The organism is Streptomyces sp. SCPE 10, from assembly GCF_051980735.1.
GTDB classification, from domain to species: Bacteria; Actinomycetota; Actinomycetes; order Streptomycetales; family Streptomycetaceae; genus Streptomyces; species Streptomyces misionensis.
In genome coordinates, this window is record NZ_CP197069.1 from 6,401,895 (window position 1) to 6,426,246 (window position 24,352).

Sequence of the window (24,352 nt, forward strand, 5' to 3'; positions counted from 1 at the left end):
AGCCGGTGCCGCCGGCGTGGGCACAGGACCATCGCTCGCCGGTCCGCCGATCGCCGCGTTCGCCGAGCACGCGGCCGGGGCGCACGGGCGCGGCTGAGGGGGGGGCTGATCGGTGCGGGCCGTGCGATCAGCCGTGCACGGCCCCCTGCGGCAGGGCGATCCGGTCCTCGCCCGCGTACACGTTCATCGAGCTGCCGCGCAGGAAACCGACGAGCGTCAGACCGGTCTCCGCGGCCAGGTCCACCGCCAGCGAGGACGGCGCGGACACGGCGGCCAGCACCGGTATCCCGGCCATCACCGCCTTCTGCGCCAGCTCGAACGAGGCCCGCCCGGAGACCAGCAGCACCGTCCGGGACAGGGGCAGCTCGCCGTTCTGCAGCGCCCGCCCCACCAGCTTGTCGACCGCGTTGTGCCGGCCCACGTCCTCCTTGACGTCCAGGAGCTCCCCGTCCTCGGTGAACAGGGCGGCGGCGTGCAGGCCCCCGGTCCGGTCGAACACCCGCTGAGCCGTCCGCAGCCGTTCGGGCAGCTCAGCCAGCAGTTCGGTGGTGACACGGAGACGGGGGCTGTCGGCGATCGGCCACCGGGCGGTGGTACGGACCGCGTCCAGGCTGGCCTTGCCGCACAGACCGCACGAGGAGGAGGTGTAGACGTTCCGCTCCAGACCGAAGTCGGGGAGGGTGACGCCCGGCGCGGTCTTCACGTCGACCACGTTGTACGTATTCGAGCCGTCCGCGGTCGCGCCCGCACAGTAGACAATATTCTGCAGATCGGACGCGGCGGCCAGGACGCCCTCGCTCACCAGGAAGCCCGCCGCGAGCGCGAAGTCGTCGCCGGGAGTGCGCATGGTGATCGCGAGCGGCTTGCCGTTCAGCCGGATCTCCAGGGGTTCCTCGGCGACGAGCGTGTCCGGCCGCGTGGAGACCGCTCCGTCCCGGATGCGGAGTACCTTGCGTCGTTCCGTGACTCGTCCCATGTCCTGATCAGTCCCGGTTCTCTACGTGCTGGGCGGCCGAAACGGCCCTTCCTACGGTGACAGCCGTGGCCACCCCGCCGACGGGGCGAGGCGGCCTTCACGATCTCATTGTCCTGCACATGGGGGACCATGCCCGGTCCCGCTGTGCGATCCCCGTGCACCGTGACCCGAGCCCGGACCCGGTGCGGCTGCGCGGAGCCGACAAATCACCTGCCCGATTCCTGTGGCTTCACGTGACGTTGTACCCGCGAGTCACTGGACAGACTGTGGCTCCCGCTACCCACGGCAACGAGGGGGACCCCGTCATGCACGGCTCGCGCATCGCCGCCATCGGCCACTACCAGCCCGCCAGGGTGCTCACCAACGACGACCTGGCCGGCCTGGTCGACACCGACGACGCGTGGATCCGCACCCGCGTGGGCATCCACACCCGTCACATCGCCGGTCCCGACGAGCCGGTGGACGAGCTAGCCGCGCACGCCGCCGCCAAGGCCCTCGCCGCCGCCGGACTCGCCCCGGCCGACATCGACCTGGTGCTGGTCGCCACCTCCACCGCGATCGAACGGTCCCCGAACACCGCCGCCCGGGTCGCCGCCCGGCTCGGCATCCCGAGCCCCGCCGCCATGGACGTCAACGTGGTGTGCGCCGGGTTCACCCACGCCCTGGCCACCGCCGACCACACCGTCCGCGCCGGCGCCGCCACCCGCGCCCTGGTGATCGGCGCCGAGAAGATGTCCGACGTCACCGACTGGACCGACCGCAGCACCTGCGTCCTCGTCGGCGACGGGGCCGGAGCCGCGGTGGTGGAGGCGTGCGCGCCGGGGGAGGAGCCGGGGATCGCCCCCGTGCTGTGGGGATCGGTGCCCGAGATGGGCCACATGGTGCGGATCGAGGGCACGCCCCCGCGGTTCGCGCAGGAGGGGCAGAGCGTCTACCGCTGGGCCACCACCCAGCTGCCCGCCATCGCCCGCCGGACCTGCGAGCGGGCCGGAATCGCCCCCGAGGACCTCGCCGGGGTCGTCCTCCACCAGGCCAACCTGCGCATCATCGAACCGCTCGCCGAGAAGCTGGGCGCCGTCAACGCGGTGATCGCCCGCGACGTCACCGCGTCCGGCAACACCTCCGCCGCCAGCATCCCCCTCGCCTTCTCCAAGCTCGTCGAGCAGGGCACTCTGGTGAGCGGGGACCCGGTACTGCTCTTCGGCTTCGGCGGCAACCTGTCGTACGCCGGTCAGGTCGTCCACTGCCCGTGAGACACGCCGCACGAACGGGTGATCGGACGGCCACCCCCTCCCGCCCGGCACACGGTGAACAGTAGTCTGCCGACAAATGACACCAATACGGGCGCCCGCGATCGCAGGGCGCGGCCGGGCGGGACCCGGCGAGGAGGGGGGAACCGTCATGTCGTCCGCGGAACTGTCACTCGGAGCGGTGGTGCCCAGGCTGGAGCGGCCGGGCCCGCTGCGCGACCGCGTCCACGAGGCGCTGCTGGATCTCATCCTCACCCACCGCCTCGCGCCCGGCCGGCACCTGGTCGAGAGTGAGCTCGCCGAGTGGCTGGGTGTCTCCCGGCAGCCGGTGCGCGAGGCGCTCCAGCGGCTCAGCGTGGAGGGCTGGATCGAGCTGCGCCCCGCACAGGGCGCGTTCGTCCATGAACCGACCGAGGACGAGGTCGACCAGTTCCTCGCCGTCCGCGCCCTCCTGGAAACCGAAGCCGCCCGGCTGGCCGCCCGCAACACCGACCCGGACGACATCGAAGCCCTCCGCGACCTCGTGGCGGAGGGCCGGCGCGCGGCGATCCCCGGGGACATCGCCAGGACGATCGCCCTCGACGCCGCCTTCCACGCCAAGGTCATGGAGATGGCCGGCAACCCGGTCCTCGCCGACCTCACCGCCCAGGTCGTCCGCCGCGTGCACTGGTATTGCGTGCCCGTCGCCGGCCCGTGCGGCAACGCCTCCTGGCATGTGCACGGCCGACTGGCCCTCGCGATCACGAGCCACGACGAGCAGAAGGCCGGCCGTCTGATGCGCGAACACACCGAGAGGCCGCAGTACGTGTACCGCCAGGCGTCCTGACTCCCGGTGCGCACCCTCTCGCGCTGCGTGCCCACCCGCCGTCCCGCCCCCAGTGGGCCGAATACGCAGGTGAAACCCACTCCGAAACCTTGGTATTGTTGTCCATGTCGCCGCGAGGGAAGCCCCTCGCAAGGCGGCAGACACCTGGTCCGGGTGGCGGAATGGCAGACGCGCTAGCTTGAGGTGCTAGTGCCCTTTATCGGGCGTGGGGGTTCAAGTCCCCCCTCGGACACCAGCTGAGACCCCTGTTGATCAGGGGTCTTCTGCTTTTCAGGGATGCGACCCGGCCGACCGGTGGCCAACGTGCTCGCCGGCGTCGCAGCCGCGCAGCAGCTCCGCGTCGTTCATGACGATCACGGGTCCGCCAGCCACTCCACCGCCGCCCCCAGGTCCGCCTGCGCGAGGTTGTCCTCGGCGAAGAAGCCGCCCACGCCCTCCGCGCCCCGAGCCGCCAGCGGAGTCACTGCGGGCGTGGAGCGGCCATGATCAGGTGGCGGAGCCGTGGAGCGCCCGGCTTCGCCGTCGGAAGCACGCGGTTGGCTGGAAAGTGACTTCGACCGTCGGGGTTTGATCTTCGAACGAGGTCCGCTTGGTGATGTTTTGACGATACGTCAGCACATTTCAAGCTCTGCCACCGGTACGTCGACAGGTCGCCAGGGCAACCAAGTCCCCTACCACACACGGACATTCGGTCGATCGGTTCACGACGAACTCCGGTAGACGGCGAACTACGCCGCCCGTCAGATCTTCTCGTGCGCCAGTGTGGCTAGCATATGCAGGTACCCGGTCGGAAGATCGTCGTCCTCTTGGCGCCCCCCTTTCCGGCCCGCGGCTGCCGTGCGTCGGCTGCCCGTTTCTCCTGATCCCATGGACCGAGGGACCGCGGAATGTCACTGCCTGCACCACTCAGTCAGCAACGGCCGACGAAGGCGCCGCGCACCTCGGCGACCGTGCCCCTGGTCGTGCTGGTGCTCGGCGCCGCGGCCGGTGGCGTGGCCGTCGCCCTGGCGCCGTCCGGGGCCGGTCCCTGGGCGCTGACCGTGGTGGCGGTCGCCTGGGTATGCCTGGCCGTGGCCGTCCTCGTCGGCCACCGGCTCGTCCGGCGGGCCCGGCACACGGCCGCCACGCACGGCTCCGAGGTCGGCCGTCTCAAGGCGCAGGCGGCACAGCTGTCGGCGGAGACCGCGCACCTGGCCAACGTGACGCTGCCCGCCGTGGCCGACCGGCTGCGCGACGGCATGAGCGCGGTCGACGCGCTGGGCGGTGTCGCCCAGCCGTCCGACCCGCAACTGGGCCGGATCGCCTATGTGTTCGCCGAAACGGTGGAGGAGCGCGTGCGGCACGCGGCCGTCCTGGACGGCGAGCGCCGGCAGGCGAGGGACGAACTGAACGAGGCGTTCGCCGCGCTGGAGCAGGTGACGCAGAAGACCCTGCCCGCCGCCGTCGCCGGGCTGCGCGAGGGCGCGTCCGCCGACACGGTGCTCGCCGAACTGGACCTGCCGCGGCTGCCGATGGTCCGTACCCCGACCGAGTCGTTCGTCCGCGAACTCGCCCGCAGCGAGCGGCGCGCCGCCGCGGCGCAGGCCGCCTCCGCCAAGGCGCTCAGCCGCGTCCAGGCCAAGACCGTCAGCATGCTCGCGGACCTGCGGGAGATGCAGGAACGACACGGCGAGGAGGTCTTCGGCGACCTGCTGAAGCTGGACCACAGCACCTCCCAGCTCGGCCTGATGACCGACCGGCTCGCGCTGCTCATGGGCGGCCGGTCCAGCCGCGCCTGGAACAAGCCGATCGTGATGGAGAGCATCCTGCGCGGCGCCGTCGGCCGGATCGCCGCCTACCAGCGGGTGCGCCTGCACTGCTCCACCACCGCCGCGATCTCCGGCTTCGCCGCCGAGGGTGTCATGCACCTCCTCGCCGAGCTGATGGACAACGCGGCGAACTTCTCCCCGCCCATCGACGAGGTGCACGTCTATGTCGAGGACCGCAGCGCCGGACTCGTCGTCACCATCGAGGACAGCGGCCTGAAGATGGCCGACGCGGCGATGCGCCGCGCCGAGGAGGCGGTGTCCGGGCGCATGACCGACCTCGCCTCGCTGCAGGGCACCCGGCTCGGCCTCGCCGTGGTCGGACGGCTCGCGGTGAAGTACGGCATCAGCGTCAACTACCGCCCCTCGTCGCGCGGCGGCACCGGCGTCGTCGTCCTGCTGCCCCCGCAGCTGATCGCCCAGCAGCGCGAGGCCGTGTCGCGCGGGACCGTCGGCCGCACCACCACCGGGACCGTGCCCACGCCGGGCCCCGTCCCCGCCGCCCCGCCCGCCCCGGCGTCCGAGCCCGCCCCGGCACACGCACCGGCGCCCGAGTCCGAAGCGCGCCCAGGCGTCCCGGAGCGGCCCGCCGTCCGGCCGGAGCCGCCCGAGCGGGGACGGCCCGGGCACGCCGCCGGCTCGACGCCGAACGGCCTGCCCGTACGCGCGCCCGGCCGCACCATGGCCGAGGCGGAGCGGGAGCGCGAGCAGCGCCGGTCGGCGTCCAACGCGGTGTCCGGGACCGCGCCCGGAACCGAGCCCGGGACGGCGGACGCGGACCGCCCGGAGCGGCGCCCGGCACGCGACGCCGGCGCGCGGTTCGGCGCCTTCCACCGCGGACGCCGGTCCGCGGGCGGCACCGCCGGGCCGGACGCCCGGTCCGCGTCCGAGCCGCCGCCCGCCTCGTAGCCGCCGCCCCCTTTCCCGTACGGCGCCCAGGGCGCCGACGCCCGCTTCCCGCCCGAGTTCATGAGATTGGAGGAACGGGCCGGTGACCGGTCAGCCGGTGCCACCGACCCACCACCCACCATGCAGACCACCGACAACAGCCTCACCTGGCTCCTCCAGAACCTCCTGGAGCGCACCCCCGGCACCCGGCACGCCCTGGCCCTGTCCCGGGACGGTCTGAAGCTCTGCTGGACCGAACACCTGACACTCGACCAGGCTGACCAGCTCGCGGCGATCTGCTCCGGCATCCAGGCACTGTCCCAGGGCGCGTCCGTGGAGTTCGGCGACGGCACCGGCGGCGTCCGGCAGTCGATGACCGAGTTCCACGGCGGCCTGCTGTTCATCGTGGAGGCCGGCGAGGGAGCGCACCTGGCGGTCGTCGCCGAGGAGGACGCCGACCCGGGCGTTGTGGGCCACCAGATGACCGAGCTGGTGGACCAGATCGGCGAACACCTGCGCGCCGAGCCCCGGGAGCCCTTTCCCGGGAGTGCCGCCTCGTGATGCGCAAGCCCGTGGACACCGGTGACCCCGACCGGCTCTACACGGTCACGGCCGGCCGGAGCCGCGCCGACGACTCCTTCGACCTGGTCACCCTGATCGTCAGCGAGTGCCGGCCCACGGCGGGCATGCAGTCGGAGCACGCCCGGATCCTGGAACTGTGCGAGCATCCCACGGCCGTCGTCGAGATCGCGGCGGAGCTGAAACTGCCCATCACGGTGGTGCGCATCCTGCTCGGGGACCTGCTCGACACCGGCCGCATCACCGCCCGCCGGCCGCGCGCGGCGCAGTCCGTCGCCTCGCTTCCCGACTCCGCCCTTCTCAAGGAGGTGCTCCATGGGCTCCGCAACCTCTGAGCTGCCCGCCCGCCGCACGCCACTGGCCGACGCGGCGGAGACCGGACTGAAGATCGTCATCGTGGGCGGATTCGGTGTCGGCAAGACGACCCTGGTCCGCTCGGTGAGCGAGATCCGGCCGCTGAACACCGAGGAGGTGATGACGCAGGCCGGCGTCGGCCTCGACGAGACCAGCGCGGTCGCGACGAAGACCACCACGACCGTGGCGTTCGACTTCGGCCGGATCAGCCTCAACGAGCGCATGGTGCTGTACTTGTTCGGCGCGCCGGGCCAGGAGCGCTTCTGGTTCCTGTGGGACCGGCTGTTCTCCGGGACGCTGGGCGCCGTGGTGCTCGTGGACACGCGCCGGATGAACGACTCCTGGTATGCGATAGACCGGCTGGAGCACCACAAGACGCCGTTCGTGGTCGCCGTCAACCGGTTCGACGACGACACCCACCGGTACTCCCTGGAGGAGATCCGCCAGGCGCTCGCGCTGTCCGAGCGGGTGCCGATGGTCGACTGCGACGCGCGGGTCCGGCAGTCCGGCAAGGACGTGCTGATCACCCTCGTGGACCACCTGTACGAACTGGCGATGGCCCAGGAGGCGACGCCGTGACCGAGTCCTCTCCCGCGCACCAGGCTCCGTCGGGCTGCCCCGTCCACACCGACGCGGTGCGCCTGGCCGGGCTCGAGTACCAGCAGACGCCGGCGCAGATGTACCGCGCGCTGCGCCGCGAGCACGGCGCGGTCGCGCCCGTGCTGCTCGACGGGGACATCCCGGCCTGGCTGGTGCTCGGCTACTCCGAGGTCACGTACGTGACCAGCCACGACGAGCTGTTCGCGCGGGACTCCCGGCGCTGGAACCAGTGGGAGAACATCCCGGCGGACTGGCCGCTGCTGCCGTACGTCGGCTACCAGCCGTCGGTGCTGTTCACCGAGGGCGACGAGCACCGGCGGCGGGCCGGAGTGATCACCCAGGCGCTGGAGGGCGTCGACCAGTTCGAACTGGCGCGCAACTGCCAGCTGATCGCCGACCGGCTCATCGCCGCCTTCGCGGGCAGCGGTCAGGCCGAGCTGATGGCCGGATACGCGCACGCCCTGCCGATGCGGGCCGTGGTGCAGATGTGCGGGATGCCGGCCTCGGGCGAGGACACCCGGCGGCTCGTCGAGGACCTGCGGATCTCGCTCGACGCGGCGGAGGGCGACGACCCGGTGGCGGCGTACGGGCGCGTGGGCGAGCGGCTGCGGCAACTGGTGAAGGACAAGCGGGAGAACCCGGGGCCGGACGTCACCTCGCGCATGCTGCTGCATCCGGCGGGACTGACGGACGAGGAGATCGTCCAGGACCTGATCTCGGTGATCGCCGCGGCGCAGCAGCCGACCGCCAACTGGATCTGCAACACGCTGCGGTTGCTGCTGACGGACGAGCGGTTCGCGGTGAATGTGTCGGGCGGCAGGCTCAGCGTGGGCGAGGCGCTCAACGAGGCGCTGTGGCTGGACACGCCGACGCAGAACTTCATCGGCCGCTGGGCTGTTCGGGACACCCAGCTGGGCGGGCGGCAGATCCGGGCGGGCGACTGCCTGGTGCTGGGGCTGGCCGCGGCCAACACCGATCCGCAGATCTGGCCCGACGCGCACGTGGGCGCGGAGAACGCCGCGCACCTGTCGTTCAGCAACGGCGAGCACCGCTGCCCCTATCCGGCGCCGCTGCTGGCGGACGTGATGGCGCGGACGGCCGTGGAGACGCTGCTGGAGCGGCTGCCGGACCTGGTGCTGTCGGTCGAGCCGGAGACGCTGACCTGGCGTCCGTCGATCTGGATGCGGGGACTGACGGCGCTGCCGGTGCGGTTCACGCCGGTGGTGCAGTAGGCGGGTGACCGCCGACCCGGGAGGGCGCTGCCGGACGACCCGGGAGAGCGACGCCGGACGATCCCGTAGGGCGGATGCCCGATGCCGGTGGGGCGGGGCTCAGCCTCCCGGTGGCGCGGCCGTGGGGTGGCGAGGGCGCACGGGCCCCTGGGCGGGGCCCGTCGCCTCGGCGGTGGTGCCGGTCAGGCGGCCGGCACGGGCGTGAACCGCACGGGCAGGCGCTGCGGTCCGCGGGTGAAGACGCCTTCCTCGACCGGGTCGAAGCCGTCCGCGAGGCGCATGTCGGGCATGGCGTCCAGCAGTTGGCCGACGCCGATCTCGACCTCCGCCTTGGCGAGCAGCGCGCCGACGCAGAAGTGCCGGCCGAGCGCGAAGGCCAGGTGGTCGGCGGCGGCGGAGAAGGCGGTCGTGGCGGTCAGGTCGTCGCGGAAGATGTCGAAGCGGTCGGGATCGCGGTAGCGGCTCTCGTCCCGGTTGGCGGCGCCTATCAGGCAGGTGACGGTGACACCGGCGGGTATGGTGCCGCCGCTGAGCTTCACCTCGGACGCGGACTGCCGCATGATCATGTGGACGGGCGGGGTGTACCGCAGGGTCTCGGCGAAGGCCCGCGGGATCAGGTCGCGGTCCGCGCGGACGGCGGCGAGCTGGTCGGGGTGGCGGAGCAGGTTCGCGAAGATGCTGGCGATCGCCTTGTCGGTGGTCTCGCCGCCGGCGGCGAGCAGCAGGCTGCAGAACGCCTTGATGTCCTCGTCGCTCATCCGCACACCGTCGACCTCGGCGCTGCACAGCGTGGACAGCAGGTCGTCGCCCAGGCTGTCGCGGCGCTCTCGGATGATCGGCAGCATGTACTCGGCGAACTCGACCCGGGTCCGCTCGCCCGCCGCGGCCACCTCCGGGTCGCCCGAGAGGTTGCCGAGGAAGGCGATGACGGACGTGTACCAGCGGTGGAAGCGCGCGTGGTCCGCCTTGTCGAGGCCCAGCATGTCGGCGATCACGTTGACCGGGAAGCGGGTGGCGTAGTCGTTGACCAGGTCGGCGGAGCCGGAGTCCCGGAAGGCGTCGATCAGTTCACGCGAGTTGCGTTCGATGACCGGGAGGAACTTCTCCTGGAGGTCGGCGCCGCGGAAGGCGGGGGCGACGAGGGCCCGGCGCACGGCGTGCTCACGACCGCTGAGCTGGAGGATCGTCTTGCCGTGCACGGGCTCGATCTGCCAGTCGTAGTTGTCGGTGGTGAACTCGCCGTTCCTGTCCTTGAAGACGTGCTCGACGTCCTCGTAGCGCGAGACGATGTAACTCCGCGTCGGCTCGTGCCAGATGAGGGGCGCGGCATCGCGCATCAGGCGGTACGCCGAGTAGGGGTCCGCGGCGAATTCGGGCGAGAGGATGTCGGGCACCTGCGCGGTGGGCATGGGGCTCCCTCGTGGTCGGTGACTGGCTTGCAGCACACGGTGGTTGAACAATGATCAACCGAAGGAGCCTTCCACGCCAGCGTAGTTGGCGGGATTCCGGAACCGGCCTCCGCCCTCGGTGGGCCGCGCCGGGACTGCGTTCGTCAACCGGAGCCGGGCATCGGCGAGTTGATGGTGGGGCCCAGGTCCTTCGCGAGGGCCACCGCGAGTGCCCGGAAGATCCGCACCTCCGGGTTGTCGTCACCGGCGCGCACCGCGAGGTAGCTGCTCTCCCAGGGAGCGTCGAGGACGGGTATGAAGACGGCGCCCGGCCACGCGTAGTACCGCGCGAAGGAGCGCAGGCCGGAGCCCGCGGCCCGCCCGGTGACCACCCCGGTCAGCACCTCCTGCGGAGTGACGGCGTACTCGGGGCTGCGGCGCTGGGCGCGGTCGTCGAAGTACAGGTACTCGGTGAACGTCTGCGGCGTGTGTCCCGGAACCCGGAACAGCGGCAGTTCGGCGAGGTCCGCGACGCGGACACCGCAGGTCCGGGCGTCGGCCAGGGGCGACCGCTCGTGCACGACGACGATCCGCTGCTCGGTGGTGAGGACGTCCGCCACGAGCCGCTCGTCCTGCGGGCTCGGCCGTACGAAGGCGACGTCCACCCGGTCCTCCACCAGCGCGGTCACATGCTCCGTGAAGTCCAGCTGCCGGATCTCCACCCGCACCTCGGGCCGCGCCCGCCGGTAGGCGTTGATGGCCGCGGGGGTCAGCTCCGCCGAACCGTGCGCCATGATGCCCACCCGCAGCGGCCGTCCTTCGTCCGGCTCCCGCGTGACGTCCGCCAGGTCGTCGAGGGCGGCGTTCGCGGCGTCGAGGAGCGTGCGCGCGTGTCCGGCGAGCCGCACACCGGCGGCCGTCGGGACGACGGGGGAGCCGGACCGGTCGAGGAGCCGCGCGCCGACCTGGCTCTCCAGGCGGCGCACGTGCTGGGTGACGGCGGGCGGCGACAGGAAGAGCCGCGCCGCGGCCCGTCCGAAGTGCCCTTCCTCGACGACCGCCAGGAACGACGACAACAGCCGCAGGTCAAGCGCCATACGAGCAGGGTAGACGGGGCGCCGGGCGCACGGCGCGGGCCGTTCACGAATCGTGAAGGTGCGGCGCGCGCCGAACCGTCGGGCACGTACGAATGGGAGCATGACCGCATCCCCTGCCACCGCCCCCGTCGCCGCCGTTCCGGCGACCGCCGGCGCCCGGGGCGCCCGCGCCGCCTGGATCATGCTGGCCTCCGGCTGGAGCGCCAACCAGTTCTCCGCCCTGCTCGGCGCCTACCGGGGCCGCTTCGGCCTCACCGAGTCGACGGTGACCGGCCTGTTCGCGGTGTACGTCGTCGGCCTGATCCCGGCGCTGCTGATCGCGGGCCCGCTCGCGGACCGCAGGGGACGGCGCCCGGTGGCCCTCGCGGCCCTCGCCCTCAGCGTCCTGTCCACGCTGCTCCTCATGGCCGGCGGCGCGTGGGGCCACACCTGGCCGCTGCTGCCCGGACGCTTCCTGACCGGGGTCGGCGCGGGCGCGCTGCTGGCCGCGGGCAGCGCCTGGGTCAAGGAACTCTCCGGCTCGCCGCGCCGCCCCGGCCTGTTCGTCTCCGCGGGCTTCGCCACGGGCGGCTTCGCGGCGGCGCTCATAGCCCGGTGGGCGCCCTGGCCGATGGTGACGGCGTACGTTCCGCACGTCGTCCTCGGGGCGGCGGCGGGGTGGCTCGCGCTGGCCGCACCGGAGACGCACCGGCCGGCCCCCGCCCCCGGAGCCGCCCACGAGCACACCGGCCGCCGCTTCCGGCGCACCGTGCTGCCGTCGGCGCCCTGGGTCTTCACGGCGCCCACCATCGGCTTCGTCACCCTGCCGAGCACCCTCCACACCGGCCTGGTCCTCACCGGCCTCGCGACGGCCGTCGTCCCCGGTACCGGTCTGCTCACCGCACGGCACGCCCGGTCCACGCCCACCGCGGGCCTCCTGGTCGTGGCGGCCGGCACGGCGACCGCCGCCGTCGCCGCCGCGACCGGGAGCGAGCCCCTCGCCCTCCTCGCGGCGGTCGTGCTCGGCGCGGGCTACGGACTGGCCCTCGCCTACGGCCTCACCCGGACCGCGGCCCTCGCCCCGCCGCACCGACTCGCCCGCTGGACGGCCCGGTTCTGGACGGTGGCCTACCTCGGCATGTTCACCCCGTACGTCCTCACCCTCCTCGGCCACCTCACGACGACCCCGGCGCTGCTCGCGGCCGTCGCACTGCTGGCCCTCGCCCACGCCGCCCTCGCCGCGCACCAGCTGCGAACACGGAGCTGAGCACCGGCGGGACGGGGCGCCGGGGCGGACCGGGTCAGCTGCGCCAGACCGGTGGAGTCGGCAGGGGGCCGGGCGGTTCGACGGTCAGCGCCCTGCCGTCGGTCCGCCCGGTGAGCCAGCCCAGCAGCTGTGCCGCCGGACCCGCCACCCGCGGTCCCGGCCCGGCTCCGACGACCCGCGGGACCCGCTCCTCGACGGCGACCAGCGTCATGGGCGGGGCGTCCGGGTCGTCGCGCAGACCTTGTACGGTCGTCTCCAGCTCGTGGGCGACCATGTGGGCGGGCCAGTGGTCCGGGCCGTGACCGGTTGCCAGGTCGGTGTGGTGGACCTCGACCTCGCGCAGCATGCTCCCGACGACCCCGCGCACCGGCCGGAGGCCACCGCCGAGCCAGCGCACCGGCACCTCCCAGGCGTCCTCCGGGTGGTCGCCGGCCGCGGCGAGGAAGCGGCGCAGCGCGGTGTCCATGTCGTCGAGGAGGACGGCGGCGGGCCGACCGGCGCCGTCCTCGATCTCCCGCGCCCGCTGGGCTTCGTCGGCGTACTGCGGCAGGTCGACGCCCCGGCGGGCGGAGGCGAGCAGCCGGTCGCGGGAGTCGGCGCTGCGGGCCAGATGGGTGAGGACGTGGGCGCGCGTCCAGCCGGGCAGCAGCGACGGCGCCCGCACCTCCTCGTCCGACAGCCCGGCCGCGGTCGCCGACAGCCGGTCGACGGATGTGCGCAGCAGGGGCAGCAGCGAGGCGGGACTGTCGGCAGGCACGGCTCTCCCCTCGGTGACGACGCGTCACCTCCTTGTTCCCGGCGTTGCGCCCGGCATGTCGCTCGTCGGACGGACGAGTCCAGCGGGCACCGCCGTCCCGCATGCCGTCCGGGGCGGGCGCGCTGCGGACGGCGGCCGGCTGACGCGGTCGGCAGGCGCCCCGGCGCCCCGGACGTGTGGCCGCCACACAGTGCGCGCCCGGGGAGCAGGACCCCGCCGTGCCCGCGGCGTCAGCGCTCGCGCACCGATGCCGACAGGGCGGGCCGCGCGCCCTCGTCGGAGGTCGTGCGCAGGCGGGCGAGGGCGGCGGCGCCCACCGGTACGGCGTCCGTGCCGAGGGCAGCCCGGACCAGGCGGACGGGGTGGCCGCTGACCGGGGGTTCCTCGGCGAGCCGGGCGAGGATGGCCGGTTCCAGCAGGTGCCAGGCGCGGCTGACGCCGCCGCCGATCACCACCGTGGTGATGTCGACGAGACCGGCCGTCATGACGACCGCGCGGGCGATCCCGGCGCCCGCCGCGCCGTACACCGCGAGGGCGTCCTTGTCGCCGTGTGCGGCCGCGTCGGCGACCTCCCGCGCGGTGAGACGGCGGCCGGTGCGGTCGGCGTACCGCGCGCCGATGGAGCGGCCGGAGGCCAGGGTCTCCAGGTGGCCGCGGCCTCCGCAGGTGCAGCCCAGGTCGCCGAAGCCGGGGATGTGCCCGATCTCCCCGGCCGCGCCGTGCGGCCCGGCGAACAGCCGGCCGTCCGTCCACACCGCGCCGCCCACGCCCGTGCCCAGCGCGATGCCGAGCACGTCCCGTTCGCCCCGCACCGCGCCCGACGACACCTCCCCGCGCAGGAAGGCGTTGACGTCGTTGTCGAGGTACGCCGGTACGCCCAGGGCGTCCGCGACGGCCGCGGTGACCGGGAAGCCCGACCAGCCGCGGAAGGAGTCGCTGGCCACCAGGATGCGGCCCGCGGCGGAGTCCACCACCCCGGCCGCGCCGGCGCCGGCGCCGGCCAGCCGGCCGGGGACGCGGCGCAGCAGTGGCGCCAGCGCGCCGAGCGCGGCGTCGATCATGGCCTGTCCGCCGCGGGCCGCCGGAGTGGTCGTCTCGGCCCGGTCCAGCACGGTGAGGTCGTCGTCGCAGAGCACCACCTGGGTGGTGGTGCCGCCGATGTCCACGCCGGCGAACAGCGTCCGGTCGTGCTCGCTCACGCCTCGCCCTCCGTGCGTCCGGCCGCCAGGGTGGCCAGGCGTTCGGCTCTGCGGCCGCGCTGCACCACCGGGTCGGGCACCGGGACGGCGGCCAGCAGCCGACGCGTGTAGTCGGTCTCCGGGTGCAGCAGTGTCTCGCCGGTGGGCCCCTGCTCCTCGATCCGCCCGGCCCGCATCACGGCGACCCGGCGGGCGAAGTGCTGGACGACGGCGAGGTCGTGGGAGACGAACAGGCAGGCGAAGCCGAGTTCGTCCTGGAGTTCGGTGATGACCTCCAGCACGGACTCCTGGACGCTCACGTCGAGCGCGCTGGTGGGCTCGTCGGCGACCAGCAGCCGGGGTTCGAGCACCAGGGCGCGGGCCAGGCTGACCCGCTGGCGCTGGCCGCCGGAGAGTTCGCCGGGGGCGCGGCGGATGATGTCGCGGGGCAGCCGGACCCGGTCGAGCACGGCCTCCACACGGCCGCGCCGGTCCTGCGCGGACAGTTCGCGGCGGTGCACCCGCAGCGGCTCGGCGACGCACTCGCCGACCGTCATCCTGGCGTCGAGCGAGGCGACCGGGTCCTGGAGGACCACGCCTATGCCGGCGCGCAGCGCCCGGCGGGCACGGGACCGGGTACGGGCGAGGTCGGCGCCGAACAGGGAGACGGTGCCGGACGTCGGCGGGATCAGGCCGAGCGCGACGCGTGCCGCGGTGGACTTGCCGGAGCCCGACTCGCCCACCAGGCCCAGGGTCTCGCCGGGGCGGACGGTGAGCGAGACGTCGTCGAGGGCGCGCACCGCGCGCTTGCCGCGGCCGAACACGACGGAGATGCCGCGCAGTTCGACGACGGGCGCACCGGTCGCGCGGTCGGGGCCGCCGTCCGGGGCGGGTTCGCGGGCCGGTGCGGGCCGGCCGGCCTCGGCGACCGACAGCCGGGGCACGGCGGCCAGCAGCCGCCGGGTGTAGTCGTGCGACGGGCGCAGCAGGACGTCCTCGACCGGGCCGGTCTCCACGATCTCGCCGTGGTACATCACGGCGACCCGGTCCGCGAAGTCGGCGACGACGCCCATGTTGTGGGTGACGAGCAGGACGCCGGTGCCGGTCTCGGCGGCGAGCCTGCGCAGCAGGTCGAGGATCTCGGCCTGCACGGTGACGTCGAGCGCGGTGGTCGGCTCGTCCGCGATCAGCAGCGCGGGGTCGTTGGCGATCGCCATGGCGATGACCACCCGCTGCCGCTGGCCCCCGGAAAGCTGGAAGGGATAGGCGGACGCGCGCTTCTCCGGCTCGGGGATGCCGACCCTGCGCAGCAGGCCGACGGCCTCGGCGGCGGCGTCCTGGGCGGACACGTCGCGGTGGTTGCGGATCACCTCGGCGATCTGCTTGCCGATCCGGGTGAGCGGGTCGAGCGCGGTGGCCGGCTCCTGGAACACCATGGAGACGGTCCGGCCGCGCAGCGCGGCGAGACGGGCCTCGTCGGCGGCGACGATGTCGGTGCCGTCGATCACGGCCCGGCCGGTGACCCGCGCGTTGCCGGCCAGCAGCCCCATCGCGGCCAGCGCGACGGTGGACTTGCCGGAGCCCGACTCGCCGACCAGAGCGAGGGTCTCGCCCGGCCGGACGTGCAGGGAGACGCCCCGTACGGCGGGCACCTGGGCGGACTCGGTGGTGAAGACGACGCCGAGGTCGTCGAGTTCGAGAATCGGCTCGGCCGTCGCGGCGGCCGGGGCCTGGGTGGCGGTCATCCGCGTCCCCTCACGTCGAATGCGTCACGGAGCCCGTCTCCGATCGCGTTGAACGCCCACACCACCAGGATGATGGCCAGGCCGGGCGGCACGATGAGCCACCAGTAGCCGGAGTAGGCGGCGGTGAGCCCCGCCGAGAGCATGCCGCCCCAGTCGGTGGCCGGCGGCTGCACGCCGAGGCCCAGGTAGGAGACGTAGGCGACGAGGAGGATGGCGTCGGCGATCTGGAAGGTCGTGGCGACGATGATGGTCGACACGGAGTTGGGCAGGATGTGCCGCAGGATCGCGCGGGCGTGCGTCCCGCCGATGGCCCGCAGGGTCAGCACGTAGTCGCGGTTCTTCAGGGTCAGGGTCTCGGCGCGGATCAGCCGGGACGGCACCAGCCACGACACCAGGCCGAGGATGAGGATCAGGCCGCCGAGGCCGGGCGTGGTGATGGCGGAGACCACCAGCAGGATGAACAGGGCGGGGATGGCGATGCCCGCGTCCACGATCCGCATCATCACCGCGTCGATCCAGCCGCCGGCGTAGCCCGCGGCGGCGCCCCACAGGGTGCCGATGACGGTGGCCAGGACGCCCGCGGCGAGACCGACGATCAGCGACACCTTGCCGCCGTACATGAGCCGGCCCAGCTCGTCGTGGCCGACGGCGTCGGTGCCGAGCCAGTGCGCGCCGCTCGGGGAGAGGTTGACCTGCTGGAGCGCCGTGTGGGTCTGGTCCGTGGAGTACACCAGCGGGCCCACGAAGCAGAACAGGACGAAGAAGGCCACGACGCAGAGTCCGGCGACGGCGAGCCGGTTGCGCAGGAAACGCCGGACGGCGAGCCGGACGCTTGAGGTCTCGCGGGGAGTGCCGGCCGTGCCGGACGTCTCGGCCGGGTGGACGACGGCGCTCATGACCGGCCTGCCTTCACTCGGGGGTCGATGATCCGCTGGACGATGTCGGCGAGCAGCGTGCCGACCACGGTGGCGATGGCGATGACCAGCACGCAGCCCAGCAGCACCGGGTAGTCCGAGGCCTGCGCTGCGGTCCAGAACAGCAGCCCCATGCCGGGGTAGTTGAAGAGCTGCTCCACCACCAGCGCACCGCCGAAGAGCACCGGCACGTAGTAGCCGAGCATGGCGACCACCGGGGTCAGGGAGTTGCGGAAGACGTGCCGCCGCAGGATGGCGCGGGAGCGGGAACCGCCGGCCCGCGCCGTCCTGACGTAGTCCTCGGAGAGGTTCTCCAGGGTGGCGGCGCGCATGTAGCGGCTGAACACGGCGACCATGGAGGCGGCGCCGGCGACCACCGGCAGCACCAGGGCCTGCGGGTCGGAGAACACCTGGGCGAGCGTGTCCCCCTGCGGCGCCTGGGACGGGAACCACGGCAGCACCTGGCTGAACAGCAGCACCAGGATCAGCCCGAGGAAGTACACGGGCGTGGAGTAGGCGATGAAACTCAGCGTGGTGATGACGTAGTCCACCGGCTTGTTGCGCCGCACGGCCTGCCACATGCCCAGCGGGATCGCCAGGAGCAGGCCGATGACGGCCGACAGGACGGTGAGGACCAGGGTCTTGGGCAGCCGCTCCCCGATGAGCCGGGCGACCGGCGCGTTCAGGGTGTAGCTGGTGCCGAGGTCGCCGTGCAGCAGCTGGTTCAGGTAGTAGAGGTACTGCACGGGCAGGGGCTTGTCGAGGCCCTGTTCATGGTTGAACCGGGCGATCTGCTGCGCCGTGGCCTGCGGGCCGAGGATGCCGCGGGCGGGCCCCCCGGGCAGGGCGTGCAGCAGACCGAAGACCACGATCGTCACGATGAGGATCACCGCGACGGCCTGGAGGACGCGTCTGATCAGGTACGAGGGAGTACTCATGTGTTTTCCGGTCGCTTCGGCTCAGGTGTGCGCGGGGTCGCCGGACGGGCTCACTTGTTCGTCCACTTCCACATGGCGGGGTGGAAGTTGGCGAGCGAGTCCTGGGCGAACCCGCCCAGACCGTCCCTGACCACGGAGACCTGGTAGTCGGGCTCCGGCAGCCAGACCACCGGCAGGTCCTCGGCCAGCGCGGCGCTGTACTTCTGGACGGCGGCGGTGGAGTCGGAGGTGGTGGTCTCGGTGATCAGCTTGTCCACCGCCGGGTTGGAGTAGCTGCCGAAGTTGGAGCCGCCGCCGGTCTGGAAGAGCGCGTCACCGCTCGGGTACGCCGGGAAGTACCAGCTGCCCGCGGTGCCGAAGAAGGACAGCTGCCACTTGCAGCCCGACTGGCCGGAGGTGCACTGACCGGCCTGCGAGAGGACGGAGTTGACCGGGGCGGTCTTGATGGTGAACTTGATGCCGGTCTTCGCGAAGGAGGACTGCAGCGCGCTCATCATGTTGTCGGTCACGGTCGAACCGGACTGGGACAGCACCTGCATCTCGAACGCGGTGCCCTTGGCGACGCCCGGGCCGCACTGGTCGCCGCCGCTGCCCGGGTGGTCGCACACCATGGTGCCGTTCCGCTCGGTCCAGCCGTGCGAGGTCAGCAGCTGCCTGGCCTTGGCGGTGTCGAACGGGTACGGGTTGTTCTTCTGCCTCGGGGAGACGAAGTCGGAGGGCTGTCCCTGCGGGATCGGGCCGTAGGTGGGGACCGCGGTGCCGTTGAAGACCACCTTGGACAGGCTGGTCTGGTCGACCGACATCTGGATCGCCTGGCGGGCGTACAGCTGCTTGAAGACGGCGCCCATGGCCGGGTTGTTGAAGTTGTAGGGCATGTAGGTGATCGCCCAGCCCGCCCACGGCTTGACCGTGTAGCCCCGCGACTTGAAGGCGGCCTCCTGGCCGAGGTCGGTGGCGTTGATGTAGCCGTAGTCGACCGTGCCGGCCCGCAGCGCGTTCTCCTCGGCGTCGGTCGTGGTGAACGGCAGCAGGTTGACGTTCTTGATGTTGGCCTTGCCGCCGCCGTCGTACTTGGCGTTGGCGGTGAGTTCGACCTTGCCCGCGGTGGAGAAGGACTTGAGGGTGTAGGGACCGCTGACCGTCTTCCAGAGCGGGTCGGTGGCATAACCGGAGATGTTCTTGGCGGCGTTGTTGAGGTACGTCCAGACCTGCTTGGCGCCGGCGGGGGTGCGGTCCTGGTCGGAGACGGCGCCGGAGGCGCTGGTCTTGTCCCAGACATGCTGCGGCATCACGCGGATCATGCTCAACTCGTTGGCGAGCATCCACTGTTGGTTGTACGCCTTGTCGAACGTGATCGTGAGGTGCGTGTCGTCGACGATCTTCAGCGAGGTCCAGTTGTCCGGCGCCTTGCCCGGACTGTAGCTTGCCCAGTCGGCCTTGTTGGCCTTGACCAGGTTGTACCAGAACTCGACGTCGCGCGAGGTGATCGGCTTTCCGTCGCTCCAGTGCCGGTTGCCGAGGGTGATCGTGACGCTCTTGCCGTCCTTGCCGAAGTCCGCGGCGGTGGCGAGGGAGTTGTCCTTGTTCCAGCCGACCTGGCCGGTGGAGCCGTCGTAGGCGATCAGCGGCTCCCAGAGGACCTGGGATATGGAGGAGTTGTTGGTGTTCAGGTGCGCGGCGGTACCGACCGGGAGGATCCAGTTCGGCGTGAAGTTCGCCGGGAGCGCGTAGTTGATGGTGTCGCTCGAGTTTCCGCCGGACGACGAGGTTCCGCCCCCGGAACAGCCGGTGAGCAGGGCGCCGGACATGACGGCGGCACCCGCGACGAGGGCCCAGCGGCGGCCGGTCGCCGTACGAGCAAGAAACATGACTCTCCTCGGATTGAAAAAACCCGTGATGTGTCCCGGTGCAGGCCGGGGCGGGCGCCGGGGGGATCGGCGCCGCGTGGTGGACAGTCAACGACTCACGCGCCGAACAAACAAACACGATTTAGTAACAACTAAGTTTCTGTGGGCTCGACATAAGTCTCCGAGGGGTCCTCCGAGATCGGAAAGCACAGCTTTTGACCGGATTTGCCGGGCGATTGTTCGCGGCAATGACCTCCAGGAAAAGGTTCCCGTCCGCGTTGTGCGGGCGTACTGTCTGCGTCACACCAACTGTTGCGGAAGTTACTTCGTACATGACTGAAATAAGTGCCCGGAACCGCCAGCCCGCGAAAGGGACTTCCCCCCTCGCCGTCCGGGTCCTGGAACTCGTGGCCTCGGGCCAGGCGTCGTCGCGCGCCGAACTCGCCGCTCTGCTCGGCGCCGCCCCCTCGACCGTCTCCGTCGCCGTGGGGCAACTGGTCGAGCGCGGACTGATCGCCGAGGAAGGCACCCAGTCGTCCACCGGCGGGCGCCCCCGCAAGGTGCTGCGGCTCGGCGGCACCGACGAGTTCGCCGTCGCCGCCGACCTCGGCGGCCGGCACGCCCGGATCGGCGTGGTGCTGCCCGGCGGCCAGCTGGGCGAGGTCTCCACCGTTCCGTTCGTCATCGCCGACGGTCCCGAGGAGGCGCTGCCCCGGCTCGCCGAAGCCCTGGAGGCGCTGGCCGAGGAGCGCGGACGCGACCGGCTGCGCGCCGTCGGCCTGTCCCTGCCGGGCCCCGTCGACATCGAGTCGGGAGCCGTCGTACTGCCCTCGCGGATGCCCGGGTGGAACCGCTTCCCGGTCGCCGCCTGGCTGGAGGACCGCTTCGGCGTGCCGAGCGCGGTCGACAACGACGCCAACTGCATGGCGATGGGCGAGCACACGGTGCGGCCCGCCGAACACCGGCAGTCGATCATGGTGAAGATGGGCTCGGCGATCGGCGCCGGCGTCATCGTCGACGGCCGCCTCTACCGGGGCGCGACCGGCGCCGCCGGCGACATCACCCACATCCGGATCGACGGCGCCGCCGACATCCCCTGCTCCTGCGGCAAGACCGGCTGCCTGGAGACCGTGGCCTCCGGTGCCGCCCTGGTGCGCATCCTGCGGGAACGCGGCGCCGACGTCGGCAGCATCGAGGACGTCGTACGCCTCGCGGTCGACGCCGACCCCGAGGCCACCGGCGCGGTCCGCCGGGCCGGGGAGCACCTCGGGCAGGTCCTCGCCGCCAACGTCAACTTCTTCAACCCGGACGCCGTCTACCTCGGCGGCATCCTCTCCACCCTCGAACCGTTCGTCGCCGCGGTCCGCAGCCAGCTGTACGAGAGCTGCCACCCGCTGGTCACCGAGCACCTCACCATCGAACGGGCCCGCCTGGGCGCGGACGCCGGAGTCGTCGGCGCCGGACAGTTCGCCCTGCAACAGGGCATGGCCCATGCCGTACGCGACTTCGGCGGCACCGGGTCCGGCGCCGCCCGCCCCGGCCGCCCGCCCCGCACCCGCTGACGCACCACACCATCACGAGGAGCCATGCCGGAATCCCGAACCACCGCCGCCCGCCCGGTCATCGCCATCGCCGGACTCGGCATCGAGTCGTCCACGTTCTCCCCGGCCCGCACCGAGGCCCCCGCTTTCCACCCCTCGCGGGGTGCCGACGTGCTCGGCCGCTACCCCTTCCTCGCCCCCGGCGAGGAGTTGCGCGAGGCCGCCGACTGGCACGGCGCGCTGGTGGGCAAGTCGCTGCCGGGCGGCATGGTCACCGCCGCCGCCTGGTCCGCGCTCACCGACGAACTCGTCGACCGGCTCGCCGCCCTGCCCCGGCTCGACGGCCTGTGGTACGACATCCACGGCGCGATGAGCGTGGAGGGCGTCGAGGACCCCGAGGCCGTCCTGCTGGAACGCATCCGCGCCACCGTCGGCCCCGACGTGATCGTCTCCACCTCGATGGACCTGCACGGCAACGTCTCCCGTGAACTCGCCCACCGCAGCGACCTGATCACCTGCTACCGGATGGCCCCGCACGAGGACCACATGGAGACCAAGGAGCGCGCGGTGCGCAACCTGGTCGAGCTGCTCGCCACCGGCGCCCCCCGCCCGGTGAAGGCGTGGGTGCCGGTCCCGGTGCTGCTGGCCGGAGAGCAGACCTCCACCCGCATCGAGCCCGCCAAAAGCGTGTACGCGGCGGTCGACGAGGTCGAGGCCATGGCCGGGGTCACCGACGCGGCGATATGGGTCGGCTACGCCTGGGCCGACGCTCCCCGCAACCGCGCGGCCGTCGTGGTCACCGGACCCGACCGGGAGGCGGTGTCGGCCGGCGCCGAACGCCTCGCCCGGGGCTTCTGGGAGGCCCGCCACGACTTCGACTTCGTCGCCCCGACCGGGACCTTCGACGGCCTCCTCGACGAGGCCCTGCGCTCGGCCCACCGGCCCTACTTCATCAGCGACACCGGCGACAACCCCACCGCGGGCGGCGCCGGTGACGTCACCTGGGGCCTGACCCGGCTGCTGGAGCGCCCGGAGTTCCGGAAGGACGACGGACCGACCGTCCTGTATGCCTCGGTGCCCGGCCCCGCCGCCGTCGACACCGCGGTCGCCGCCGGCGTGGGCGCCACCGTCACCGTCACCGCCGGGGCCGAGGTGGACGACCGGCACGCCGGTCCCGTCACCCTCACCGGCGTGGTGCACGCCATCCGGCACGGCGACCGCGACGCCGAGACCGAGGTCGTGATCCGCGTCGGCAGCGTGTACGCGATCCTCACCCGGCTGCGCAAGCCGTACCACCACGAGCACGACTTCACCGACCTGGACCTCGACCCGCGCTCCGCCGACGTCGTCATCGTGAAGATCGGCTACCTGGAGCCGGAGCTGTTCGACATGGCCGCGGCGTGGAAGATGGCCCTCACCCCGGGAGGCGTCGACCAGGACCTGGTACGGCTCGGCCACCACCGCATCCGCCGGCCCATGTTCCCCTTCGACCGCGACATGGCCGACCCGGACCTGACGGCCCGGATCATCCCGGCCTCCGACCGGCCGCTCACCGGGGACGACGAGTGACGGACCGCGCCGCCGCCCCCCACCAGGTCGGGTCCGGTCCGCCGGCCGGCACCGGTACGCCGCGTGTCGCCCTGGAGATCGCCGTCACCTCCCCGGCCGGCGCCCGCACCGCCCGCGAGCGCGGCGCGGACCGGGTCGAGCTGTGCACCGGACTGGAGCTGGGCGGCCTCACCCCGTCGGCGGCCGCGGTGGAGTCGGTCGCGGCCGCCGGGCTGCCGGCGCACGCCCTGGTGCGGTGCCGGCCCGGCGACTTCGTGTACGACGCCGAGGAGATCGCCCTGATGGTCGCCGAGGTGCGCTCGGTCGTCGCGTCCGGCGCCGCCGGCGTCGTCGTCGGCGCGCTGACCGCCGAGGGCGCCCTGGACACCGGGGCGGTCACCCGTCTGGCCGATGCCGCTCGTGACGCCGCACGGAGCCGAGGACGCTCGGTGGAGATCACCCTGCACCGCGCGATCGACCAGTCCGCGGACCCGGTCGCCGTCGCGGCCTCGCTTCCCGCACTGGGGATCACCCGGGTGCTCAGCTCCGGCGGCGCGGCCACCGCGACCGCGGGGCTGGCCACCCTCGCCGACATGGTGGCCGCCGCGCCCGGTGTGCAGGTGATGGCGGGTGGCGGGGTGCGCACCGCCGACATCCCCGCGCTGGTGGCCGCCGGGGTGGCCGCCGTGCACCTGTCCGCCAAGACCCGGGCCGAACCCCGGCGCGGCGGCGCCTGGACACCCCTCGGGGTCTCGGGTACCTCCGCCGCCGACGACACCCACTTCGTCACCGACCCGGAGGTGGTGGCCGAGGCCCGGTGGGCACTGGACGCCGCGAACGGGCGCCCGGCGGTCCCCGGTGGGAGCGGCCAACCGGGCGTGTACTGAAGGGAGTTCACGCGGTGAAGGCGTGCGTGCCGGGCGGATGCGGTCCGGCAAGGCGTCCCACCGCCGTGAGGGTGACGGCGGGCATGTCTGCGTCGTGCGGTAGTGCCTGCTCATGCCCGAGAAGCGGGCGCAGTCCCCGGTGGCCAGGTGGTGCTCCTCGCCCTCGACCACCGTACGCCGTGGTTCGGGGCCGGCGAGCCGCGGGCCAGGGGCTACAGCGTGCACCGCCAGGTCTGGCCGACGAGGTCGTGGCCGAAGCTGTGATGGGGTTCCGCCGCCGTCAGCGCGAAACCGTGCGCCTCGTAGACGCGGCGGGCCGCCTTCTGGACGTCGTTGGTCCACAGGGTGACCGCCTTGTAGCCGGAGTCCCGCGCGAAGTCGAGGCACTGGCGGACCAGTCGGGACCCGAGGCCCAGTCCGCGCGCCGCGGCGGTCACCTGGAGCAGGCGCAGCCGCGCGGTGCCCTCCTCGTCCCCCGGCATGCAGAAGACGCTGCCGGCCCGGACCCCGTCCACTTCCGCGATCCACGCCGCCTGCGGCCGCGCGCGCCCGCCGCGGGCGTAGTCGGCGACGATGCCGGCGACGAGTGTCTCGAAGCCGGCGTCCCAGCCGAACTCCCGGTGGTACAGCTCGCCATGGGTCATCACCACCCAGCCCAGGTCCCCTGGCCGGCCCAGCGGTCGGACGATCACCTCGTGTTCCGTCGACATCATGACCTCCAGGCTCACTGAAACGACTGTTTCAGTACAATAACCC

General features: G+C 72.8%; 21 protein-coding genes and 1 tRNA gene. 12 read left to right on the top strand and 10 right to left on the bottom strand.

Annotation, left to right across the window (positions count from 1 at the left end; genetic code table 11):
* Nucleotides 1-127: 127 nt before the first annotated feature.
* A complete protein-coding gene (gene fdhD, locus ACSP97_RS29395) occupies nt 128-976 on the bottom strand; it encodes a formate dehydrogenase accessory sulfurtransferase FdhD (protein ID WP_355322730.1) in 849 nt (282 codons plus the stop codon).
* Between the two features lie 305 nt (nt 977-1,281).
* On the opposite strand from fdhD, the gene ACSP97_RS29400 reads away from it, so the two are divergent.
* The 8 genes from ACSP97_RS29400 to ACSP97_RS29435 all read left to right on the top strand — a co-directional run bounded on the left by ACSP97_RS29400 (nt 1,282) and on the right by ACSP97_RS29435 (nt 8,510).
* Nucleotides 1,282-2,229: a beta-ketoacyl-ACP synthase III gene (locus ACSP97_RS29400; protein ID WP_355152595.1), complete on the top strand. Its 948-nt coding sequence runs from the start codon at nt 1,282-1,284 to the stop codon at nt 2,227-2,229.
* 148 nt (nt 2,230-2,377) lie between these two features.
* Complete coding sequence (locus tag ACSP97_RS29405; protein WP_440555051.1) at nt 2,378-3,052, top strand: GntR family transcriptional regulator; 675 nt, start codon at nt 2,378-2,380, stop codon at nt 3,050-3,052.
* Between the two features lie 147 nt (nt 3,053-3,199).
* Nucleotides 3,200-3,287: transfer RNA gene (locus ACSP97_RS29410), tRNA-Leu, on the top strand.
* 652 nt (nt 3,288-3,939) lie between these two features.
* Entirely contained in the window at nt 3,940-5,766 is a 1,827-nt protein-coding gene (locus ACSP97_RS29415) for an ATP-binding protein (RefSeq protein WP_440555053.1), read from the top strand.
* Nucleotides 5,767-5,886: 120 nt separating this feature from the next.
* A complete protein-coding gene (locus ACSP97_RS29420; RefSeq protein WP_355152600.1) occupies nt 5,887-6,306 on the top strand; it encodes a roadblock/LC7 domain-containing protein in 420 nt (139 codons plus the stop codon).
* Nucleotides 6,303-6,659: a DUF742 domain-containing protein gene (locus tag ACSP97_RS29425; protein WP_070022374.1), complete on the top strand. Its 357-nt coding sequence runs from the start codon at nt 6,303-6,305 to the stop codon at nt 6,657-6,659. Before ACSP97_RS29420 ends, ACSP97_RS29425 begins: the two co-directional genes overlap by 4 nt.
* Nucleotides 6,640-7,257 carry a GTP-binding protein gene (locus ACSP97_RS29430; protein WP_355152602.1) on the top strand — a complete coding sequence of 206 codons (618 nt, stop codon included), beginning with the start codon at nt 6,640-6,642 and terminating at the stop codon, nt 7,255-7,257. The genes ACSP97_RS29425 and ACSP97_RS29430 overlap by 20 nt, the downstream gene beginning before the upstream one ends.
* Nucleotides 7,254-8,510, top strand: a complete 1,257-nt coding sequence (locus ACSP97_RS29435; protein ID WP_355152603.1) for a cytochrome P450 — start codon at nt 7,254-7,256, stop codon at nt 8,508-8,510. The genes ACSP97_RS29430 and ACSP97_RS29435 overlap by 4 nt, the downstream gene beginning before the upstream one ends.
* Before the next feature lie 182 nt (nt 8,511-8,692).
* Here ACSP97_RS29435 and ACSP97_RS29440 read toward each other — a convergent pair whose 3' ends face one another.
* Together ACSP97_RS29440 and ACSP97_RS29445 are read right to left on the bottom strand one after the other, a co-directional pair.
* Complete coding sequence (locus tag ACSP97_RS29440; protein ID WP_364729789.1) at nt 8,693-9,919, bottom strand: cytochrome P450; 1,227 nt, start codon at nt 9,917-9,919, stop codon at nt 8,693-8,695.
* 143 nt (nt 9,920-10,062) lie between these two features.
* On the bottom strand, nt 10,063-10,995 hold the full coding sequence (locus ACSP97_RS29445; RefSeq protein ID WP_382012737.1) for a LysR family transcriptional regulator: 933 nt from the start codon (nt 10,993-10,995) through the stop codon (nt 10,063-10,065).
* 100 nt (nt 10,996-11,095) lie between these two features.
* On the opposite strand from ACSP97_RS29445, the gene ACSP97_RS29450 reads away from it, so the two are divergent.
* Nucleotides 11,096-12,241, top strand: a complete 1,146-nt coding sequence (locus ACSP97_RS29450; RefSeq protein WP_440555058.1) for an MFS transporter — start codon at nt 11,096-11,098, stop codon at nt 12,239-12,241.
* A 34-nt stretch (nt 12,242-12,275) separates the two neighbouring features.
* Here ACSP97_RS29450 and ACSP97_RS29455 read toward each other — a convergent pair whose 3' ends face one another.
* From ACSP97_RS29455 to ACSP97_RS29480, 6 genes are all read right to left on the bottom strand, one after another.
* The gene (locus ACSP97_RS29455; protein ID WP_440555060.1) at nt 12,276-12,998 is read right to left on the bottom strand and encodes a maleylpyruvate isomerase family mycothiol-dependent enzyme; all 723 of its coding nucleotides are present in this window, start codon (nt 12,996-12,998) and stop codon (nt 12,276-12,278) included.
* Between the two features lie 230 nt (nt 12,999-13,228).
* Entirely contained in the window at nt 13,229-14,176 is a 948-nt protein-coding gene (locus ACSP97_RS29460; protein ID WP_440558494.1) for an ROK family protein, read from the bottom strand.
* 17 nt (nt 14,177-14,193) lie between these two features.
* Nucleotides 14,194-15,921 carry an ABC transporter ATP-binding protein gene (locus ACSP97_RS29465; protein WP_355152613.1) on the bottom strand — a complete coding sequence of 576 codons (1,728 nt, stop codon included), beginning with the start codon at nt 15,919-15,921 and terminating at the stop codon, nt 14,194-14,196.
* Nucleotides 15,918-16,817, bottom strand: coding sequence for an ABC transporter permease (locus ACSP97_RS29470; RefSeq protein WP_355322752.1), 900 nt, complete (start codon nt 16,815-16,817; stop codon nt 15,918-15,920). The genes ACSP97_RS29465 and ACSP97_RS29470 overlap by 4 nt, the downstream gene beginning before the upstream one ends.
* On the bottom strand, nt 16,814-17,773 hold the full coding sequence (locus ACSP97_RS29475; RefSeq protein ID WP_355152617.1) for an ABC transporter permease: 960 nt from the start codon (nt 17,771-17,773) through the stop codon (nt 16,814-16,816). Before ACSP97_RS29475 ends, ACSP97_RS29470 begins: the two co-directional genes overlap by 4 nt.
* 50 nt (nt 17,774-17,823) lie before the next feature.
* Entirely contained in the window at nt 17,824-19,641 is a 1,818-nt protein-coding gene (locus ACSP97_RS29480) for a peptide ABC transporter substrate-binding protein (RefSeq protein WP_355152619.1), read from the bottom strand.
* Nucleotides 19,642-19,952: 311 nt separating this feature from the next.
* On the opposite strand from ACSP97_RS29480, the gene ACSP97_RS29485 reads away from it, so the two are divergent.
* From ACSP97_RS29485 to ACSP97_RS29495, 3 genes are read left to right on the top strand one after another with little or no spacing between them, the layout of a single operon-like run.
* Nucleotides 19,953-21,182, top strand: a complete 1,230-nt coding sequence (locus ACSP97_RS29485) for an ROK family protein (RefSeq protein WP_355152621.1) — start codon at nt 19,953-19,955, stop codon at nt 21,180-21,182.
* 24 nt (nt 21,183-21,206) lie between these two features.
* Entirely contained in the window at nt 21,207-22,730 is a 1,524-nt protein-coding gene (locus ACSP97_RS29490) for a M81 family metallopeptidase (protein ID WP_355322756.1), read from the top strand.
* The gene (locus ACSP97_RS29495) at nt 22,727-23,596 is read left to right on the top strand and encodes a copper homeostasis protein CutC (protein WP_440555064.1); all 870 of its coding nucleotides are present in this window, start codon (nt 22,727-22,729) and stop codon (nt 23,594-23,596) included. The genes ACSP97_RS29490 and ACSP97_RS29495 overlap by 4 nt, the downstream gene beginning before the upstream one ends.
* 212 nt (nt 23,597-23,808) lie before the next feature.
* Here ACSP97_RS29495 and ACSP97_RS29500 read toward each other — a convergent pair whose 3' ends face one another.
* The gene (locus ACSP97_RS29500) at nt 23,809-24,324 is read right to left on the bottom strand and encodes a GNAT family N-acetyltransferase (protein ID WP_355152630.1); all 516 of its coding nucleotides are present in this window, start codon (nt 24,322-24,324) and stop codon (nt 23,809-23,811) included.
* Nucleotides 24,325-24,352: the final 28 nt, after the last annotated feature.